This window comes from uncultured Methanobrevibacter sp., from assembly GCF_900314695.1.
Taxonomy (GTDB): Archaea; Methanobacteriota; Methanobacteria; order Methanobacteriales; family Methanobacteriaceae; genus Methanocatella.
The window spans coordinates 40,288-55,115 of the sequence record NZ_OMWD01000013.1 but is presented as its reverse complement, the minus strand read 5'-3'; the positions used below and the strand labels follow the sequence as shown (position 1 = coordinate 55,115).

Here is a 14,828-nt window from a genome sequence, read left to right as displayed (position 1 = left end):
ACAAGAAAAATTTTTTTGTTGAAAATATCACCTCAATTCAGTACTGATAAATATGTTACACACATAATATAAACATTGCTATTAGCATGCTAATATCATATAGATATCTATTAAATAGCCAAAATTTAAATTGAAAATCATGATTAAAAAAGATGATATGAGCATCATATCTCTGCTGGCAAGGTCCAAAAAAAGAATAAACGTTTTAAAATCCCTTGAAAAGGAGGATAAGATTCCTTCAAAAATCAGCAAGGATATTAATGACAACAGCAATCACGTGTCAAAGTACTTAAAAACACTAAAAGAAGCGGATTTAGTGGAATGTCTTAATGAAGAAGACAAAAGGTACAGATTCTACAGCATAACCGATAAAGGCAAATATTATCTTGACAAAGTAGAAAAAGACTACAATGACTAATTTTAAAAATATCTAAAGCCCAAAGAAGAGATAAACTAAAAATACAATCATCAGGGCATACATTCCCCAACCCATCTCCTTGAACTTGCCTTCAGCAAGGGATCCTACGAAATAAGCAATGAACCCCCATGCAATACCTATGGAAATTGAGTATGAAAGAATCATCATAATGATTGTCATAAAAACAGATGCTGAAATTACCGAATTGGCCCAATCCACACTTCCTAATTGAGCCATCATCAAGAAACCTACAATAACCAAAGCTGCAGCAGTTACAGAAGGAGTAAACAATGCCAATATGAGTGGAGCGACAAATATTGAAAGCAAGAATAAGATACCAGTTACAACAGATGCCAAACCTGTCTTTGCACCCATGCCCACACCTGTTGCACTTTCAACAAAAGCAGTTACTGTACTTGTACCACATACAGAACCTATTATTCCACCTATAGCATCACTTAAAAATGCCTTTTCAATTCCCATCGATTGACCTTTTTCATCAATGAACCCGCATTGTTTACCTAATGACATTAAAGTTCCGGTAGCATCAAAGAATGTAACAAAAAGAAGCGAAAACACCATCATAAACAGGTTAGGAATATTTGAGAAAAGCTGTGCGAATCCTCGCAAAAATCCTCCAAAGAGACTAAAATCAAAATTGACAGATATGAATTGTGCAGGAATTGACGGCATTAACGGATTTCCAGTTCCGAATCCTAAAAAACTGAATACAATGCCTATTGCTGCAGTGATTATCATACCGAAAAATACTGCTGCTGGCACCTTTCGAATATAGAAAACCAATGTTATTAAAATGCCAATCAAAGCCAAAATTACAGAAGGTGCAAGCAGATTACCCATTGTAACATAAGTTGACTGGTCATTTACAATAATTCCCGCACCTTTAAATCCAAGAAATGCCAGGAAAAATCCGATACCTGCACCTATACCTATTTTCAAATCTGCAGGAATAAGATTTAAAATAGCTTCCCTTAAACCTGAGATGGTAATGATAAAAAATATTATGGATGAAATAAATACTGCTGCAAGTGCAGTTTCCCAGGAGTTTCCCATTTCCAATATGATTGTATATGTGAAAAGGGCATTCAGCCCCATACCAGGAGCCAATCCAACAGGGAATTTGGCAACCAATCCCATAACTATACATGCGAGACCTGATGCAATTGCTGTTGAAAAAAATACTGCATTGGCAGGCATTCCACCTTCAGCCAGCATCGACGGATTTACACCTAAAATATAAGCCATTGCAAGAAATGTGGTGATGCCTGCAATTATTTCAGTTCTATAATCAGCCCCATTTTCCTTAAATTTGAAAAAATCATCCAACATACAGTGCACCTTGGAAAACATGAATTCCGATATTAATCAGTATATAAAATGAAATTAATAATGTTATCGATAATCATCCATTATTTTTTAATTATCATATACTTATTGCCTTTTTCGGACAATCCATAACGCAATTGAGACACAATATACATTCTGTTCCGTTTTTTCTCTTTCTGGAATTGTTTAAAATTTCAACATCCATCGGACATCTTTTCATGCATTTGCCGCATTCATTGCATTTATCCCTGTTGACTTTCACCCTCAAAAGTGAGAAATAACTTGACATCTTTAAAAATACTGTAATCGGACATACATATTTGCAAAATGCACGGTTGTCCTTTAGTTTATATGCCAAGAATATCCCTAAAACATAGTATATGACATTTCCAATGACGAACATGTAAAACAAAACATTGTCCAGGTGATTTACCTTGAATATGAAGAGTGCTGAAACAAGACACAATATGGATGCAAAGAGCACATACCTCACATATCCCCAGTTCTTTCGTTCATTGGCAGGAGTCTTATATGGAAGCAGATCCAATATCATCGCAGTCCAGCAGGCATATCCGCACCATCCACGGCCGAATATGAAAGGACCTGCAATTTTAGCTATAAGATAGTGAACTACAGCAGCTTCAAATACTCCCAAAAACAGATAATACCAGAATCCGGAAAGCAAAAGATTTTCCCTGCCCAATATTCCAACATATATCAAAATATATGATCCTACCGCAAGCATTATGATATTGCGACCGAACTTATAACCATTTTGAGTTAAAAACACACCAACAGCTACAGAAGTTCCGATAAATGCAAAATTATATATGAAAAACACATTTCCAGAGAAAAAATAGATTGAAAATGCTATCAAAAGAAAAATTGTTTCAATAAATATTGGTCCCTTGATTCTCATATGATATTATATGAAAAAATAAGGTTAAATAATTATTCCATCAATGTTAAAAAATCATAGATTATTTTTGAGGCTACAACGGCAGTGGCATCACCCAATCTGTCACTTGCAGTTTCAACGACATCCAATCCTACAATAGTCTTATGGCACAATGTCTTTAGAATTGATTCTATTTCATGAACGAGCAATCCACCTGGTGTCGGATTTCCAACATTAGGAGCAACGGCAGGGTCTATGACATCCATGTCTATTGAAATGTAGATTGGTCCGTCGATGTTGGTGAGATAATATTTTATTGCATCCATATGCTTGTGGGCATCCTTGTTTTTGAATGTCTGGACATTGTATGTTGACTTTACGAATTCCTCTTCCTCAAGTGATGATGACCTTATTCCGATTTGTACCAAATCGGCACCCATTTCGTGAGCCCTCCTCATTACTGTTGCATGAGAGTATTTCTCGCCGATGAATTCGAATGCAAGATCCCTGTGAGCGTCGAGGTGAATCACTGTCAATTTTTCATATCTTCCACACAATGCCTTGATGGCTCCGATTGATGCCGAATGCTCTCCTCCAATTATAATCGGCTTGAGATTCATGTCCAAAATTTCATTGACGGTGTCTTCAACAATCTGTGATGTCTTTTCGCAGTTTCCAGGAACAACATTGACGTCACCGAAATCATAAAATGTGGCTGTCAGGCTCTTGTTAAAAACAGTATTGAATTTTTCAAAACCAAATGATGCTTCACGCACAACGATTGGTCCTAAACGTGCACCGGAGTGATAAGAAGTAGTGCTGTCAAAGGGAACTCCGATTATCCCATATGAGTTTTCTTTTATTTCTTCATTTTCAGATGAAAATGCAAATTTCCACGGTTCGTATGTATTAAAAAGCATAATTTATCTAAAAAAGGAAAATAATTAGAGGAATTAAGCAGATCCTCTAGTTCTCATTATTTTCATGTTTCCTAAAGCGACGATATATTCAACTTCAATACCTTCGACGATGTCGTCTTTTAAATCTTCAGGCATTGGTAAGTCAATGGTATCATAGTTTTCCATATCCATAATTTGAACGTTGTCGCCTTGAATGGAAATGACTTGACCTAATCTTTTGTCGATAATAGGAATATCTACTTTGTTATCTACAGGTTTAACGAGACTTCTTTTTTGGTTGTCGAATACACCTACAGCTTCAATTCTTGCTTTTGCCGCTCCGTGTTTACCTGGAGATGAAGTAGTATAACTAATAATTTTACAAGCTTCTCCGCCTAAAACAATATATTTTCCAACTTTTAATGTTTTAATTTCTACAACTTTTGTTGACATTAATTTTCCTCCATAAATAAAAACCGGTTTTTATAATCTTATAATAAGGAATATTATTAGATTAATATAAGATATATTTTCTATTTTATATAAAGTATTCGATTATTTTGCTTTTTTTAAAGGTTGAAATAAAGCCTTGTTTTTAAATCAAAGCCCCAAATGAAAGCCCAATTCATAAATGGGCAATTAAAAAATATGAGTAATTTATTATATGATAAATATCAAAATATTAAATTAAGTGATATAATGAAAATAGCTATAGTAAGTGGAAAGTCTGAAGGCCCAACAAAACTGAATGCCTTCGACAATGCATTGAGTGACGCCGGAATCGGTGATGTAAACCTAATTAAAGTATCAAGCATGCTTGCAGGCAATGCCGAAATTCAGGAATTGCCTAAACTTAAAGCGGGAAGCATGGTAAACTGCGTTTTATCCGAAGTTACATCATCCAAACCGGGAGCCGAAATAACTGCAGTCGTTGCAGTAGCTATTGGAAATGAATTAGGCTGCGTCGTCGAGACAACCGGAATTGACAAAAGCCCTGAAGAGTTAAGGAATGAAGCCGAATTCATGGTAAGATACATGATGGAGAAAAGAGATGTCGACATCAGGGAAATGATTATTGAATCAAGCACAGCAACTGTTGAAAACATTGCATCAGTTGTTGCATCAGTAGTATACCTAAAAGATGAAATAATTGAGGGATAACATGGATGCACAGGATAAAAAAATTGCAACAGACCTTGCATATGAAATCATAAGGGAAGTGGGCCGAGCAATAAGGCCATATGTTGGAAAACCGGAATCCGGTGAAAAGGTGAAGATGGGAGCCGACGGAACACCCACATCATTTATCGACATTATCGCCGAAGAGAAGGTCATAAACATACTGAAAAATGCACCGGTTCTTTCATATATTGTAAGTGAAGAAATCGGAGAGTTGAAATTAGGTAGGGGAACCAAAAGAAGCATTATCTTGACACGGGAGTTGAGGCGTGATGACTTTGATGAGGAAGAAAGGCCAAAATTCATATTCCTGGTTGATCCTATTGACGGAACAAGCAATGCAATCAAGGAAATCCCTGCATACGGCATTTCAATAGCTGTTGCAAGCGTGCCTGAAGGAAGGCTTGCCACATTGAACGATGTTGAACTGGGTTTTATAAGCAACTTCGGCAACGGAAACTTTTTTGAAGCTGAAAAGGGAAAAGGCTGCTGGCTGAACAATGAGGAAGTGCATCCAAGCAATACAGTAAACATCAGCGACATTACCCTCGGAGGATTTACAAAAAGCGGAACCTCAGCTGCATCACATCTGGTCGACAATGCAAGAAGAATGAGAGTGCTTGGAAGCGTAGTGCTTGAAATCTCATATGTTGCAAGCGGAAGATATGATGCATTCATCGACCTTAGGGGAAGTAGAATCATTGATATTGCAGCATCCAAACTGATTCTTGAAGAAGCAGGTGGAATAATTACCGACAAATACGGTGAAAAGCTAAACAACAAATTGAGCATTCACGAAAAGACAATCGTAATTGCTGCCAACAATAGAATCCTTCACAAACAGATGATTGATATCTTAAATGACAATCAAACCGATTTCATTGGAAAAATAGGAATCGTAAGCAGAATCGATCAGAAACGTCCGATCCTCTTTACAGCACAGCTTGTGGATTACCTGCTCACCAACGGAAGGGAGGTCATAATCGAAAAAAGGCTGGTTCAAAAGCTGATTGAGCTGAAGGAAAATCCGAAACTGGACAAAATTATTGAAAAGACCAAAAGGAAATATCCAGACATTGCCCATCTTTTGGATGACATCAACTTCAATATCGACTACAAGCAGCTTGCATGCGAAATAACCGATTTTGAATGTGATATGGCAATCGTTCTTGGAGGGGACGGAACCCTTTTAAGAGCACAGGCAAAGATGAAAGATGAAACACCAATATTCGGTATAAACATGGGTACCGTCGGATTTTTAACTGAAATTGAAGCAAGAGACACATTCAAAGCATTAGAAGAGGTTCTTAAAGGAAACTACTACAAGGAAAACAGGACAAAACTTGTCGTATCCCACGAAAACCACTACTACACCGCAATGAACGAAGTTGTAATAATGACCAACAAGCCTGCAAAAATGCAGCACTTCCAAATCAAGGTGGACGGAGAAATCATTGAAGAGGTAAGGGCTGACGGACTAATAGTTTCAACCCCAAGCGGTTCAACAGCTTATTCAATGTCTGCCGGAGGACCTATCGTTGATCCGAAAGTCGGAGGATTTATCATAATTCCAATCTGTCCGTATAAGCTAGGCGCAAGGCCATTCATCGTATCCGACAACAGTGAAATCACAGTAAAATTGCTTAAGAAAGGTAAGACTGCAGTATTTGTAATGGACGGTCAGAGAAACGAAGAGGCAGAATACGAAGAGGAAATCAAATTCAAAAAATCCGACAAAAGCGTTTATCTAATCAGAACATCAACCAAATACTTCTACAAAAAGGTAAAAAACAAGCTTGCACAGGGCGGACTTGAAAAGGACAACAGCTGGTGCTAAATTGCATTATGTAGTAATCGACATGACCCATGGAGGCGTCAAGATTGCAGTAAGCCTTGCCAAAACCGGAAAAATAGTCCATGCCATCGACATCTACAATACCATGAAAAGCATTGACGAAAAGATGCTTGAGGTTTACGGCGTAAACGTCATCGGTTTTGAAGATATGAGCAATCTCAAGGGCAATGTATGCATAATCGCACCCATACATCTTCCGATGAGCGAAGATGAAATTGAAAGTTACAATCCGAATTTAAAATACGAATCTCTAACACACCATGAAATAATAGCAAGAATTCTTGATGACTGGGGAAAAGACATTCCTAAAATTGAAGTTACAGGAGTCAAGGGGAAGACAAGCTCCGTTTTCATGCTAAAAGAAATTCTCATTGATGAAAACCCGCTGATTTTATCAAGCCTTGGCGCAATTCTTTATTCAGATGAAAATGAGATTGTCCTTAAAAGGAACATTTCAATAACACCTGCAAACATCAAGGAAACAATTGATTTGGCATATAAGGTCGCAAATCCAATATGCAAGATAGCTGAAGGCGAAGTTATCAGCGAAAATTTGAAAAAATACTCCTCAGCCATTTTTGAAAGCTCACTTGGAGTCACAGGCATTGGAGATGTGGGACTTTTAACAAACATTGCCGAAGACTACCCCATTGCCAAAAGCAGAAGCTCTGCAAGCAGAGCAAAAGCACAGGTTTTCAGATGCAATACTGTAGCATGCCAAAAGGAATGTTATGACGAATATTACAGTGATATCGAACACACCAAGGCAAATACATTTTCGCTAAGTGACAAATCCTCCAATCTCCATGTCAGAAACGTAACATACAGTCTTGATGAAACAACAGTCGATATTGTTTATAGGGATGTCAAAAGCATTAAAGACAATGTATTGAATGGTGAAATCACAGTGAAGACATTTGCACCCGGTCCGCACCACGTATCAAATGTTTTGGGAGTTGTCCTGACATCACTATGTCTTGAAATACCTGAGCAAAAAATAATCGATGGTTTGAAAAATTACAAGGGCATTGCCGGAAGAACCAATAAAAAGACTATTGAAAATTCAATAATAATCGAAGAGATAAATCCCGGAATCAACACACAGGCCATAAAGGAATCAATGAACATGATTGATAATCTTGATGATTATTACGTTGCAATCGGCGGAGACTATGGAATTACCTGTGAAGAAATTGATGAGGACAAACTGGCCGAATTTTTAAACACCACTGACTGCAGGCTGATACTGACCGGTGAAGTCGGCATTTCAATATCTGAAAAAATCACCAGAAATGCAGAAATAATCGAAAACTACAATGACTGTTACACTAAAGCAATAAGCGACAATAAAAATCTTCTTTTCATATATAGGTCAAGTTACAGCAATCTTTCACAAAGATGATTTTTCCAGTAATTACTAGAAAAATTGAAACATTTAATTATAATTAATTATAAAAATTAACAATGTAAAAATTCTTATAAGTTATAGGCTTATACGAATGAAAAATTAAAAAATGGGGATAATAAATGATTGTTGGAACTAGAGGTAGTCAGTTAGCTTTAGCACAAACAAATCAAGTATGTGCCGATTTATCAAAATTAACCAAAGAAGCGATTGACGTTGAAATTATTAAGACAAAAGGAGATAAAATCACAACCTCACAATTGTACAATATGGATTCAAAAGGCCTTTTCACCAAGGAGCTTGATATTGCACTTCTTGAAGAGGAAGTTGATTTTACCGTCCACAGTTTCAAGGATCTGCCTACCGAACTGGATGAAGACCTTGAAGTTGTTGCCGTTCCAAAGCGTGAATCCCCCCATGAAGTATTGATTTCTGAAAAAAGCTGGAATGAACTTGAAGCAGGTTCAAAACTTGGAACCAGCAGCCTTAGAAGGGAAGCTTTCTGCAATCATTATGAAAAGGAATTTGAACTTAAGCCAATCAGAGGAAATATCGAAACCAGAATCAATAAAGTCTTTGAAACTGACCTTGATGCTACTATAATGGCTGAGGCAGGACTTAAAAGATTGAATCTGACAAAATACATAAAGACAGTATTTCCGCTTGACTACATTACCCCACCTGCAGGTCAGGGGGCTTTGGCAATCATTACAAGAAAGGACTCTGATGTAAAAGACAAGATTTCCAAGCTGAATGATTATGTTTCAATGCAGGAAGTATTTTCAGAAAAGAAAGTGCTTGAGGAATTGGGCGTTGGATGCCAATGGCCAATCGGTTCCATAGCACGCATGAATGACAAAGAATTTAATATTTATTCAATATTATTAACCAAGGATGGAGAAATCCTTAAAGAGCAAAGCGAAAAGGGTTCAATTAAAGATGCGGTTGAACTTGGCAAACGTATCGGAAAACTTTTCGAGGATTATGTTTAAACGGAGGAATTGAATTGAGAACTGTAAACGTAGGAGTTATTGGAGTAGGAGCAATGGGTGAAAACCATGTTCGTGTATACCATAAAATGGAAGAAGCTAATTTGATGGGTGTTTCTGACGTTAGCGAAAGGGCACTCAAAAAAATTGAGAAGAAATATGGTGCGAAAGGTTATACCGACTATTGTGAATTACTCGCAAACCCGGAAATTGAAGTAGTAAGCGTATGTGTACCAACAACATTCCATCATGCTGTTGTAATGGAAGCAATAAAACATAAAAAGCATGTTCTGGTTGAAAAGCCAATTGCATTCACATTAACTGAAGCTGAAGAAATGATTGCAGCTGCAAAAGAGGCAGGAGTTATTCTCGCAACAGGACATGTTGAACGGTTTAACCCCGCAGTTCAAAAAGCAAAAGAGCTTATTGATGATGGAGTTATTGGAGATATAGTATCTGCTTTTGCAAAAAGAGTAGGACCACTTCCACCAAGAATAAAGGATGTCGGTGTATCAATTGACCTTGCAATTCACGACTTGGACATCATGAACTACTTGTTTGAAGAGGAAATTACCCAGGTTTACGGAACAATGAACAGCAGTTTCGATGACAGCGAATTTGAAGACCATGCAGAGATAATGGTAAGCTTTGACAATGAATCAACAGGAATCATCGAAGTAAACTGGCTTACTCCTTACAAACGTAGAGAATTAGAACTTACCGGAACAGCAGGAATCATTTCTGTTGACTACATCCAACAAAGCATCGAAGTCTTCGGTAAATTTGCTCAGGATATTGAAATCGTACACGAAGAACCTCTCAAAGGTGAATTAAAATCATTCCTCAATTCAGTTGTTGAAGAAAAAGAACCAGTCATAACTGGTGAAGATGGGCTTAAAGCTCTTAAAATGGTCATTGCAGCTAACAAATCCTCAAAAGAACATAGACCAGTTAGTTTAGATGAACTCAAATAGGTGAGATAAGTGAAACAAAAATTAATTCAAAAGGCTCAGGAACTCAGACAGCACGGATTTACTACCGGCGAAATTGCTGATGAACTCAATGTAAGTATGGACACTGCAAGATGGTTGACCTTGCAAAAACCAACCGAAGTAAAAGCAGATGCACCAACTGACTTTGCCATTAACTGGAAAAGCATTGGTGGAAATGCTGCACGTTTAAGATATGTTGCCAGTGCATTAAGCGACATGACATTGATTCACGGCGAAGCTGAAGTTGTCTGTGGAATTGCAGTGAGCGGAATTCCATTTGCTACAATGATGTCTGACCTGTTGGAGGAAATGACCGGTGTCGACACTTCCCTTGCAATATTCCACCCTCACAAGCACAGAAAAGACAATGACAAAAGCGATGACGAAGGTACAATAAGTACCAACTTCGGAAGCGTCGAAGGCAAAAAGGTCGTAATTGTAGATGACGTCATCACAAGCGGAAAGACTGCACGTGAAGTAATCCACACCGTAAAGGATTTAGGCGGAGAACCTCTCTGTGTAGTTGTATTGATTGATAAGGCAGGTCTTTCAGAAATTGAAGAAGTGCCTATAGAATCATTGATTAAAGTTAGTAGAATCTAATCTACTAATATTTTCTTATTTTTAACTCTTTTTTAAAACCCAGGTAAATTATGGATTTAGCGCTACTTGGAAACATGTCAATAATACTTATTACTGCAGTAATAGTGTTATTGGTCTTCAACAAATTAAAGCTGCCAACAATGATTGGTCTTTTTTTTACTGGAATCGTGCTTGGTCATGCAATCAACGATACAAGCCTGATTTCTACCGTTTCAGAACTTGGAGTCATATTTCTCCTATTCATTATAGGTCTTGAGTTTTCAGTTGAGAAATTTTCATCGATCAAGCGTTATGCTCTCATCGGAGGTTTCCTTCAGGTATCCATTACGACAATTCTCATATCCGCACTGGGACTGATTTTAGGACTTAGCCCCAACTCAGCGTTATTTTTCGGATTTCTGGTTGCATTCTCAAGTACCGCAATCGTCATGAAGATAATGCAGCAAAGACATATCACCCATTCAGTTCAGGGAAGGGTGACATTAGGTATTCTGATTTTCCAGGACATTGCAGTAATTATCGTTATACTGATTACTCCCCTTCTCGGAGGACATGAACTGGCGTTCAACAACCTGCCTTCACTTATTGTGAAATGTATAGGACTGGTTGTCATGTTATATGTCGGCGCAAAATGGTTCATACCACTTGCGTTAAGGGATGCCGCCAAAACCAAAAACAGGGATTTGTTTTTACTTTTGACACTTTTCATCTGTATGGGAACAACATTTGGAACAAGTTTAATCGGGATAGGGCCTGAACTTGGAGCTTTCATAGCCGGACTTCTGATTTCAAATACAGAGTATTCCCATCAGACCCTGGGATACATCCAACCGTTCCAGGATGTCTTCATGAGCATATTTTTCATAAGTATCGGGCTGATGGTCAACCTGCATCTTTTCCTTTACAATATAGTGACCATACTGGTCCTTACTGTAATAATTCTAGTAATTAAATTTACTGCAACACTGATTACTGGAATGGCTTTGAAGCTGCCTTCAAAAGTAACAATAAGCATTGCAGTTCTTTTAAGCCAAATTGGGGAATTTTCATTCGTCCTTGCCCGTGAAGGAATGAATTATGGTCTGATGACAAACCAATTCTTCAGCGTCTTTCTGGGCGTGAGCATCCTTACAATGTCTGCAACTCCGTTTCTGGAAAAGATGACTCCCAAAATAGTAAGGCTCTTCAACAATATAGACTACTTCGACATAGACGAGGAACTCATGACACTGCCTGAGGAAATTGAAGACCCTCAGGACATATCAGACCACGTAATCCTTGTCGGTCTTGGACGAAACGGGAAGCATATGGCAAGAGCCTGCAAGAAATTCAACATCCCATACCGGATTGTTGACATGAATCCGGTAATCGTTGAAAACCAGCAGGCAATGGGACTTCCAGTCATATACGGCAAAGGGTCAAACGAAAGTGTCCTGAAAGAATTGGGCATTACCTCCGCACTATGCATAGTCATATCATCCTCAACTTATGATGAAACCATTAAGACAATAGATGCAGCGCGCAGGCTGAACCCCGACATACACATTATCGTACGTACAAGATATCTGAAAAATCTGGATGATGTTATTGAGGCCGGTGCTGATGAAGTTATTCCGAAGGAGTTCGAAACAAGTATCATGATGTTTACAAGAATCATGGATTATTATAACAAGGATGTCGATGAGATTACAGATGCTGTCAACGATCTTCGTTCTAACAATTATGATGCATTCCGTAGCGTAACTTCAGAAGATATATCTACATATCTAAACCACAAATACACAAATTTGGAAGTCGACTCACTTAGAGTATCCAAAGACCAAAGCATCGATGACTTTCCATTTACAGAAAACAGCCTTACCATAACCGGTGTAATACGCGGAAAGGACACATTCATTGACGTGACCCCACACTTCAAACTCCTTGCAAACGACCTCATTGTCTTTGTAGGGCACAGGGAAAACATCAATAAATTCTTTGATGCTATCTGAAATTCAAATCGCCCATCAATTCATCGATTCTTTCGTTGAGACTATCCATCTTTTCATCAATTTTCTTTTTATCTGATTTCAAATCATTCAGACGAATGAATTCACCATCATAGGTATCGACATATCTTGAAACTGAGAGATTGAAATCATTCTCTTCAAGCTGTTTTAGTGAAACGATTTCAGAGAACTTATCGACGGTTTTGCGGTTGTTAAGGACGTCAATTATGTTTGATATTGTTTTTTTGTCCAAAACAAGATTGCGCTTGACAAGACCCGGAAAAGTGTTTGGTGACATTTCGGTTCCGTACTTCTTGGAGAGATCAATGAATACGACATCATCCGAACTTTTGTTTTTGCGAAATACAATTACTACTTCAGGCCGGATTACGCCGCCCAGCTCTTCTGGAAGGGAAATGACTGCATCAATATAGTTGTTTTCAAATGTCAGGAACTTTCTCAAAAGGGCCAGTGAATTTTTAAATAGGAAATTCTGTGAAAGTGATATCACCATAAGCCCGTTGTCCTTAAGGGAATTGATCATATTGATTAAAAACAGAAACTCACTGTCCTTTAGGGATTCATATTCACCTGTAAAAGAGGTCACTTCACTTTTTTCCATAGCATTTAAACGCTTTTCAAGTACCTTCAAGGCTTCAAGAGCCTCCTTATCATCGCTCAATTTATCCATATCAAGATTATTGAACAGCTTTTCCTTGAAATCCGTTTCGCTTGGAACTTCAATGCTTTGGCTTTTGAGAGTGGTTTTTGAAAACTCGTCGAAGCTGTTGGGAAGCTTTGAAGCGATGACGTCAAAAAGCTGTGAATCATATGACATTGACTTGATTGCATTTTCCCGAGACATGTGAAGATTTTCGAAGTTGATTTCATTGATGAATGCCTTGATTAGAGAGTAGAAATAATGCAGCTCGTTGTTTTCCTTTGCATAAATGTCGGACATGGTGAATTGGCTGTAAAGGTTAAATAGTATTGAAGCGTCCTTTAGGAAAGGATCATATGCATTTGACACAACGTTTCTTTGGGATTTTACGATTGAATTTATAAGCTCTGAAATGTAGTCGGGAGTTGATGAAAGCCGGATTTGCCTTGAATATGCGATTGCATCATAGACCTGGGAGAATGTGAACTCCCTTTCATCAATATCGAATTTTGATATTGAAAAGATGTAGCTGCTCATAAATGATGTCAAATCCTCATCGCCGTAAAGGCTTGTGAAATTAAGCTTATCCTCCAAGATTTCAATGATTTGGTCAAAATAGTCTTTTGACGGATTGTTCTGGCTGAATTCTATGTTGTTTTTAAGGTTTTTGAAAAAATCCGGACTGAAAATATCATCCACATACTTGTTTGATATGAACTGGTCAATGAATGCGGATTGGGAGGTGAAAAAATATCCCATATCATTCAAGGCCCACTGCCTCAAGTCGTCGGTTCCTTCTCCGGTCAGGTAAAGCATGTTCAAATCGGCCTCATCGCCTGAAAGATAATACATCAGGTGATTTTTAAGCTTGTCTGACATGTATTTGTATAAAAATGCATAGAGAACATAATATCTCATGTTTAAAGGAAGATTTTTGCGCCTTCCCTTTCTCATGAGCTTGTGAAGAATCATTCTGTTGTGGGATTTTGACCTAAACATCCATGCCACCTTCCCAGATTTCGTTTAGAATTCCTTCCTTCAGGTTTCTGTCATATTGAAGCATTTCCCTGTCGGCGACTATCTTTTCGTTGATGAGATCCAAGAGTTCAGCGCACTTGTCCTGTGTTTTTCTGTCGGGAATGATTAGTTTTAATTCCTTAATTTCCTTCAGTGATGTGTGTGGTATTCTTTCTGTACTTCCAAGTTCATGCAGCTGCTTTTTGACATGTGCATTTGAAAGCAGATGGGCTATAAACGAAGGGTTGAAATTCTTGTTGACTCTGATGATGGCTATCCTGTCGCTTACAACCAGGTTTTCATGGCTAACACAAACAACATCATACGGATACGGCATCTTCATCAGGATGTCTCCTGATTTTGTGAAATATCTGGATTTTGGCTTTACAAGCCTGACCTTTTCAAAATCCTTCAGGATTCCGTCCTTTCTGATGGATCTTTGAACAATCACATCATAGGAATCTTCGCTTTCATCCTTGTATCTTCTATATGACAGACCAGATATTACCTCTGCAATATCTGCGAGTTTTACCTTGTTCATGTTTAGCCTCTGTAGATATTTTTATATGTTAAAATA

At 37.9% G+C, this 14,828-nt stretch carries 14 protein-coding genes and 1 pseudogene; 9 read left to right on the top strand and 6 right to left on the bottom strand.

Annotated features, from left to right (window positions below):
• Positions 1-139 precede the first annotated feature (139 nt).
• The gene (locus QZN45_RS05740) at positions 140-418 is read left to right on the top strand and encodes a winged helix-turn-helix domain-containing protein (protein WP_292606749.1); all 279 of its coding nucleotides are present in this window, start codon (positions 140-142) and stop codon (positions 416-418) included.
• Positions 419-430: 12 nt separating this feature from the next.
• Here QZN45_RS05740 and QZN45_RS05735 read toward each other — a convergent pair whose 3' ends face one another.
• From QZN45_RS05735 to QZN45_RS05720, 4 genes are all read right to left on the bottom strand, one after another.
• Positions 431-1,768, bottom strand: coding sequence for an NCS2 family permease (locus tag QZN45_RS05735; RefSeq protein ID WP_296811790.1), 1,338 nt, complete (start codon positions 1,766-1,768; stop codon positions 431-433).
• A 94-nt stretch (positions 1,769-1,862) separates the two neighbouring features.
• On the bottom strand, positions 1,863-2,684 hold the full coding sequence (locus QZN45_RS05730; protein WP_296811787.1) for a 4Fe-4S dicluster domain-containing protein: 822 nt from the start codon (positions 2,682-2,684) through the stop codon (positions 1,863-1,865).
• A 32-nt stretch (positions 2,685-2,716) separates the two neighbouring features.
• Positions 2,717-3,583 (bottom strand): agmatinase, encoded by an 867-nt coding sequence (gene speB, locus QZN45_RS05725; RefSeq protein WP_296811784.1) that lies wholly within the window; start codon positions 3,581-3,583, stop codon positions 2,717-2,719.
• A gap of 33 nt (positions 3,584-3,616) precedes the next feature.
• A complete protein-coding gene (locus QZN45_RS05720) occupies positions 3,617-4,015 on the bottom strand; it encodes a translation initiation factor IF-5A (protein ID WP_292606741.1) in 399 nt (132 codons plus the stop codon).
• Between the two features lie 246 nt (positions 4,016-4,261).
• On the opposite strand from QZN45_RS05720, the gene QZN45_RS05715 reads away from it, so the two are divergent.
• The 8 genes and pseudogenes from QZN45_RS05715 to QZN45_RS05680 all read left to right on the top strand — a co-directional run bounded on the left by QZN45_RS05715 (position 4,262) and on the right by QZN45_RS05680 (position 12,576).
• The gene (locus QZN45_RS05715) at positions 4,262-4,723 is read left to right on the top strand and encodes a pyruvoyl-dependent arginine decarboxylase (RefSeq protein ID WP_296811781.1); all 462 of its coding nucleotides are present in this window, start codon (positions 4,262-4,264) and stop codon (positions 4,721-4,723) included.
• Between the two features lies 1 nt (position 4,724).
• On the top strand, positions 4,725-6,578 hold the full coding sequence (locus tag QZN45_RS05710; protein WP_296811778.1) for a bifunctional NADP phosphatase/NAD kinase: 1,854 nt from the start codon (positions 4,725-4,727) through the stop codon (positions 6,576-6,578).
• On the top strand, positions 6,553-7,998 hold the full coding sequence (cfbE, locus tag QZN45_RS05705; RefSeq protein ID WP_296811775.1) for a coenzyme F430 synthase: 1,446 nt from the start codon (positions 6,553-6,555) through the stop codon (positions 7,996-7,998). The genes QZN45_RS05710 and cfbE overlap by 26 nt, the downstream gene beginning before the upstream one ends.
• A 125-nt stretch (positions 7,999-8,123) precedes the next feature.
• Positions 8,124-8,993, top strand: a complete 870-nt coding sequence (hemC, locus tag QZN45_RS05700) for a hydroxymethylbilane synthase (RefSeq protein ID WP_292882811.1) — start codon at positions 8,124-8,126, stop codon at positions 8,991-8,993.
• Between the two features lie 14 nt (positions 8,994-9,007).
• The gene (locus tag QZN45_RS05695; RefSeq protein WP_296801694.1) at positions 9,008-9,964 is read left to right on the top strand and encodes a Gfo/Idh/MocA family protein; all 957 of its coding nucleotides are present in this window, start codon (positions 9,008-9,010) and stop codon (positions 9,962-9,964) included.
• Between the two features lie 9 nt (positions 9,965-9,973).
• Positions 9,974-10,585 (top strand): orotate phosphoribosyltransferase-like protein, encoded by a 612-nt coding sequence (locus QZN45_RS05690; protein WP_292606729.1) that lies wholly within the window; start codon positions 9,974-9,976, stop codon positions 10,583-10,585.
• 50 nt (positions 10,586-10,635) lie between these two features.
• Positions 10,636-11,682 (top strand): annotated as a pseudogene (locus QZN45_RS11080) (cation:proton antiporter); the annotation flags it as partial.
• 126 nt (positions 11,683-11,808) lie between these two features.
• Positions 11,809-12,576 (top strand): potassium channel protein, encoded by a 768-nt coding sequence (locus QZN45_RS05680; protein ID WP_296811746.1) that lies wholly within the window; start codon positions 11,809-11,811, stop codon positions 12,574-12,576.
• Here QZN45_RS05680 and QZN45_RS05675 read toward each other — a convergent pair.
• Together QZN45_RS05675 and QZN45_RS05670 are read right to left on the bottom strand one after the other, a co-directional pair.
• On the bottom strand, positions 12,569-14,233 hold the full coding sequence (locus tag QZN45_RS05675) for an N-6 DNA methylase (protein WP_296811743.1): 1,665 nt from the start codon (positions 14,231-14,233) through the stop codon (positions 12,569-12,571). The two genes, QZN45_RS05680 and QZN45_RS05675, sit on opposite strands and share 8 nt — an antisense overlap.
• A complete protein-coding gene (locus QZN45_RS05670) occupies positions 14,226-14,792 on the bottom strand; it encodes a restriction endonuclease subunit S (protein WP_296811740.1) in 567 nt (188 codons plus the stop codon). Before QZN45_RS05670 ends, QZN45_RS05675 begins: the two co-directional genes overlap by 8 nt.
• Positions 14,793-14,828: the final 36 nt, after the last annotated feature.

Coding starts and splice junctions, on each gene's coding strand:
- QZN45_RS05735 (WP_296811790.1), bottom strand. CDS start 1,768: ATGTTGGATGATTTTTTCAAATTTAAGGAAAATGGGGCTGATTATAGA.
- QZN45_RS05675 (WP_296811743.1), bottom strand. CDS start 14,233: ATGTTTAGGTCAAAATCCCACAACAGAATGATTCTTCACAAGCTCATG.
- QZN45_RS05740 (WP_292606749.1), top strand. CDS start 140: ATGATTAAAAAAGATGATATGAGCATCATATCTCTGCTGGCAAGGTCC.
- QZN45_RS05670 (WP_296811740.1), bottom strand. CDS start 14,792: ATGAACAAGGTAAAACTCGCAGATATTGCAGAGGTAATATCTGGTCTG.
- QZN45_RS05730 (WP_296811787.1), bottom strand. CDS start 2,684: ATGAGAATCAAGGGACCAATATTTATTGAAACAATTTTTCTTTTGATA.
- QZN45_RS05720 (WP_292606741.1), bottom strand. CDS start 4,015: ATGTCAACAAAAGTTGTAGAAATTAAAACATTAAAAGTTGGAAAATAT.
- hemC (WP_292882811.1), top strand. CDS start 8,124: ATGATTGTTGGAACTAGAGGTAGTCAGTTAGCTTTAGCACAAACAAAT.
- QZN45_RS05680 (WP_296811746.1), top strand. CDS start 11,809: ATGACACTGCCTGAGGAAATTGAAGACCCTCAGGACATATCAGACCAC.
- QZN45_RS05710 (WP_296811778.1), top strand. CDS start 4,725: ATGGATGCACAGGATAAAAAAATTGCAACAGACCTTGCATATGAAATC.
- QZN45_RS05715 (WP_296811781.1), top strand. CDS start 4,262: ATGAAAATAGCTATAGTAAGTGGAAAGTCTGAAGGCCCAACAAAACTG.
- speB (WP_296811784.1), bottom strand. CDS start 3,583: ATGCTTTTTAATACATACGAACCGTGGAAATTTGCATTTTCATCTGAA.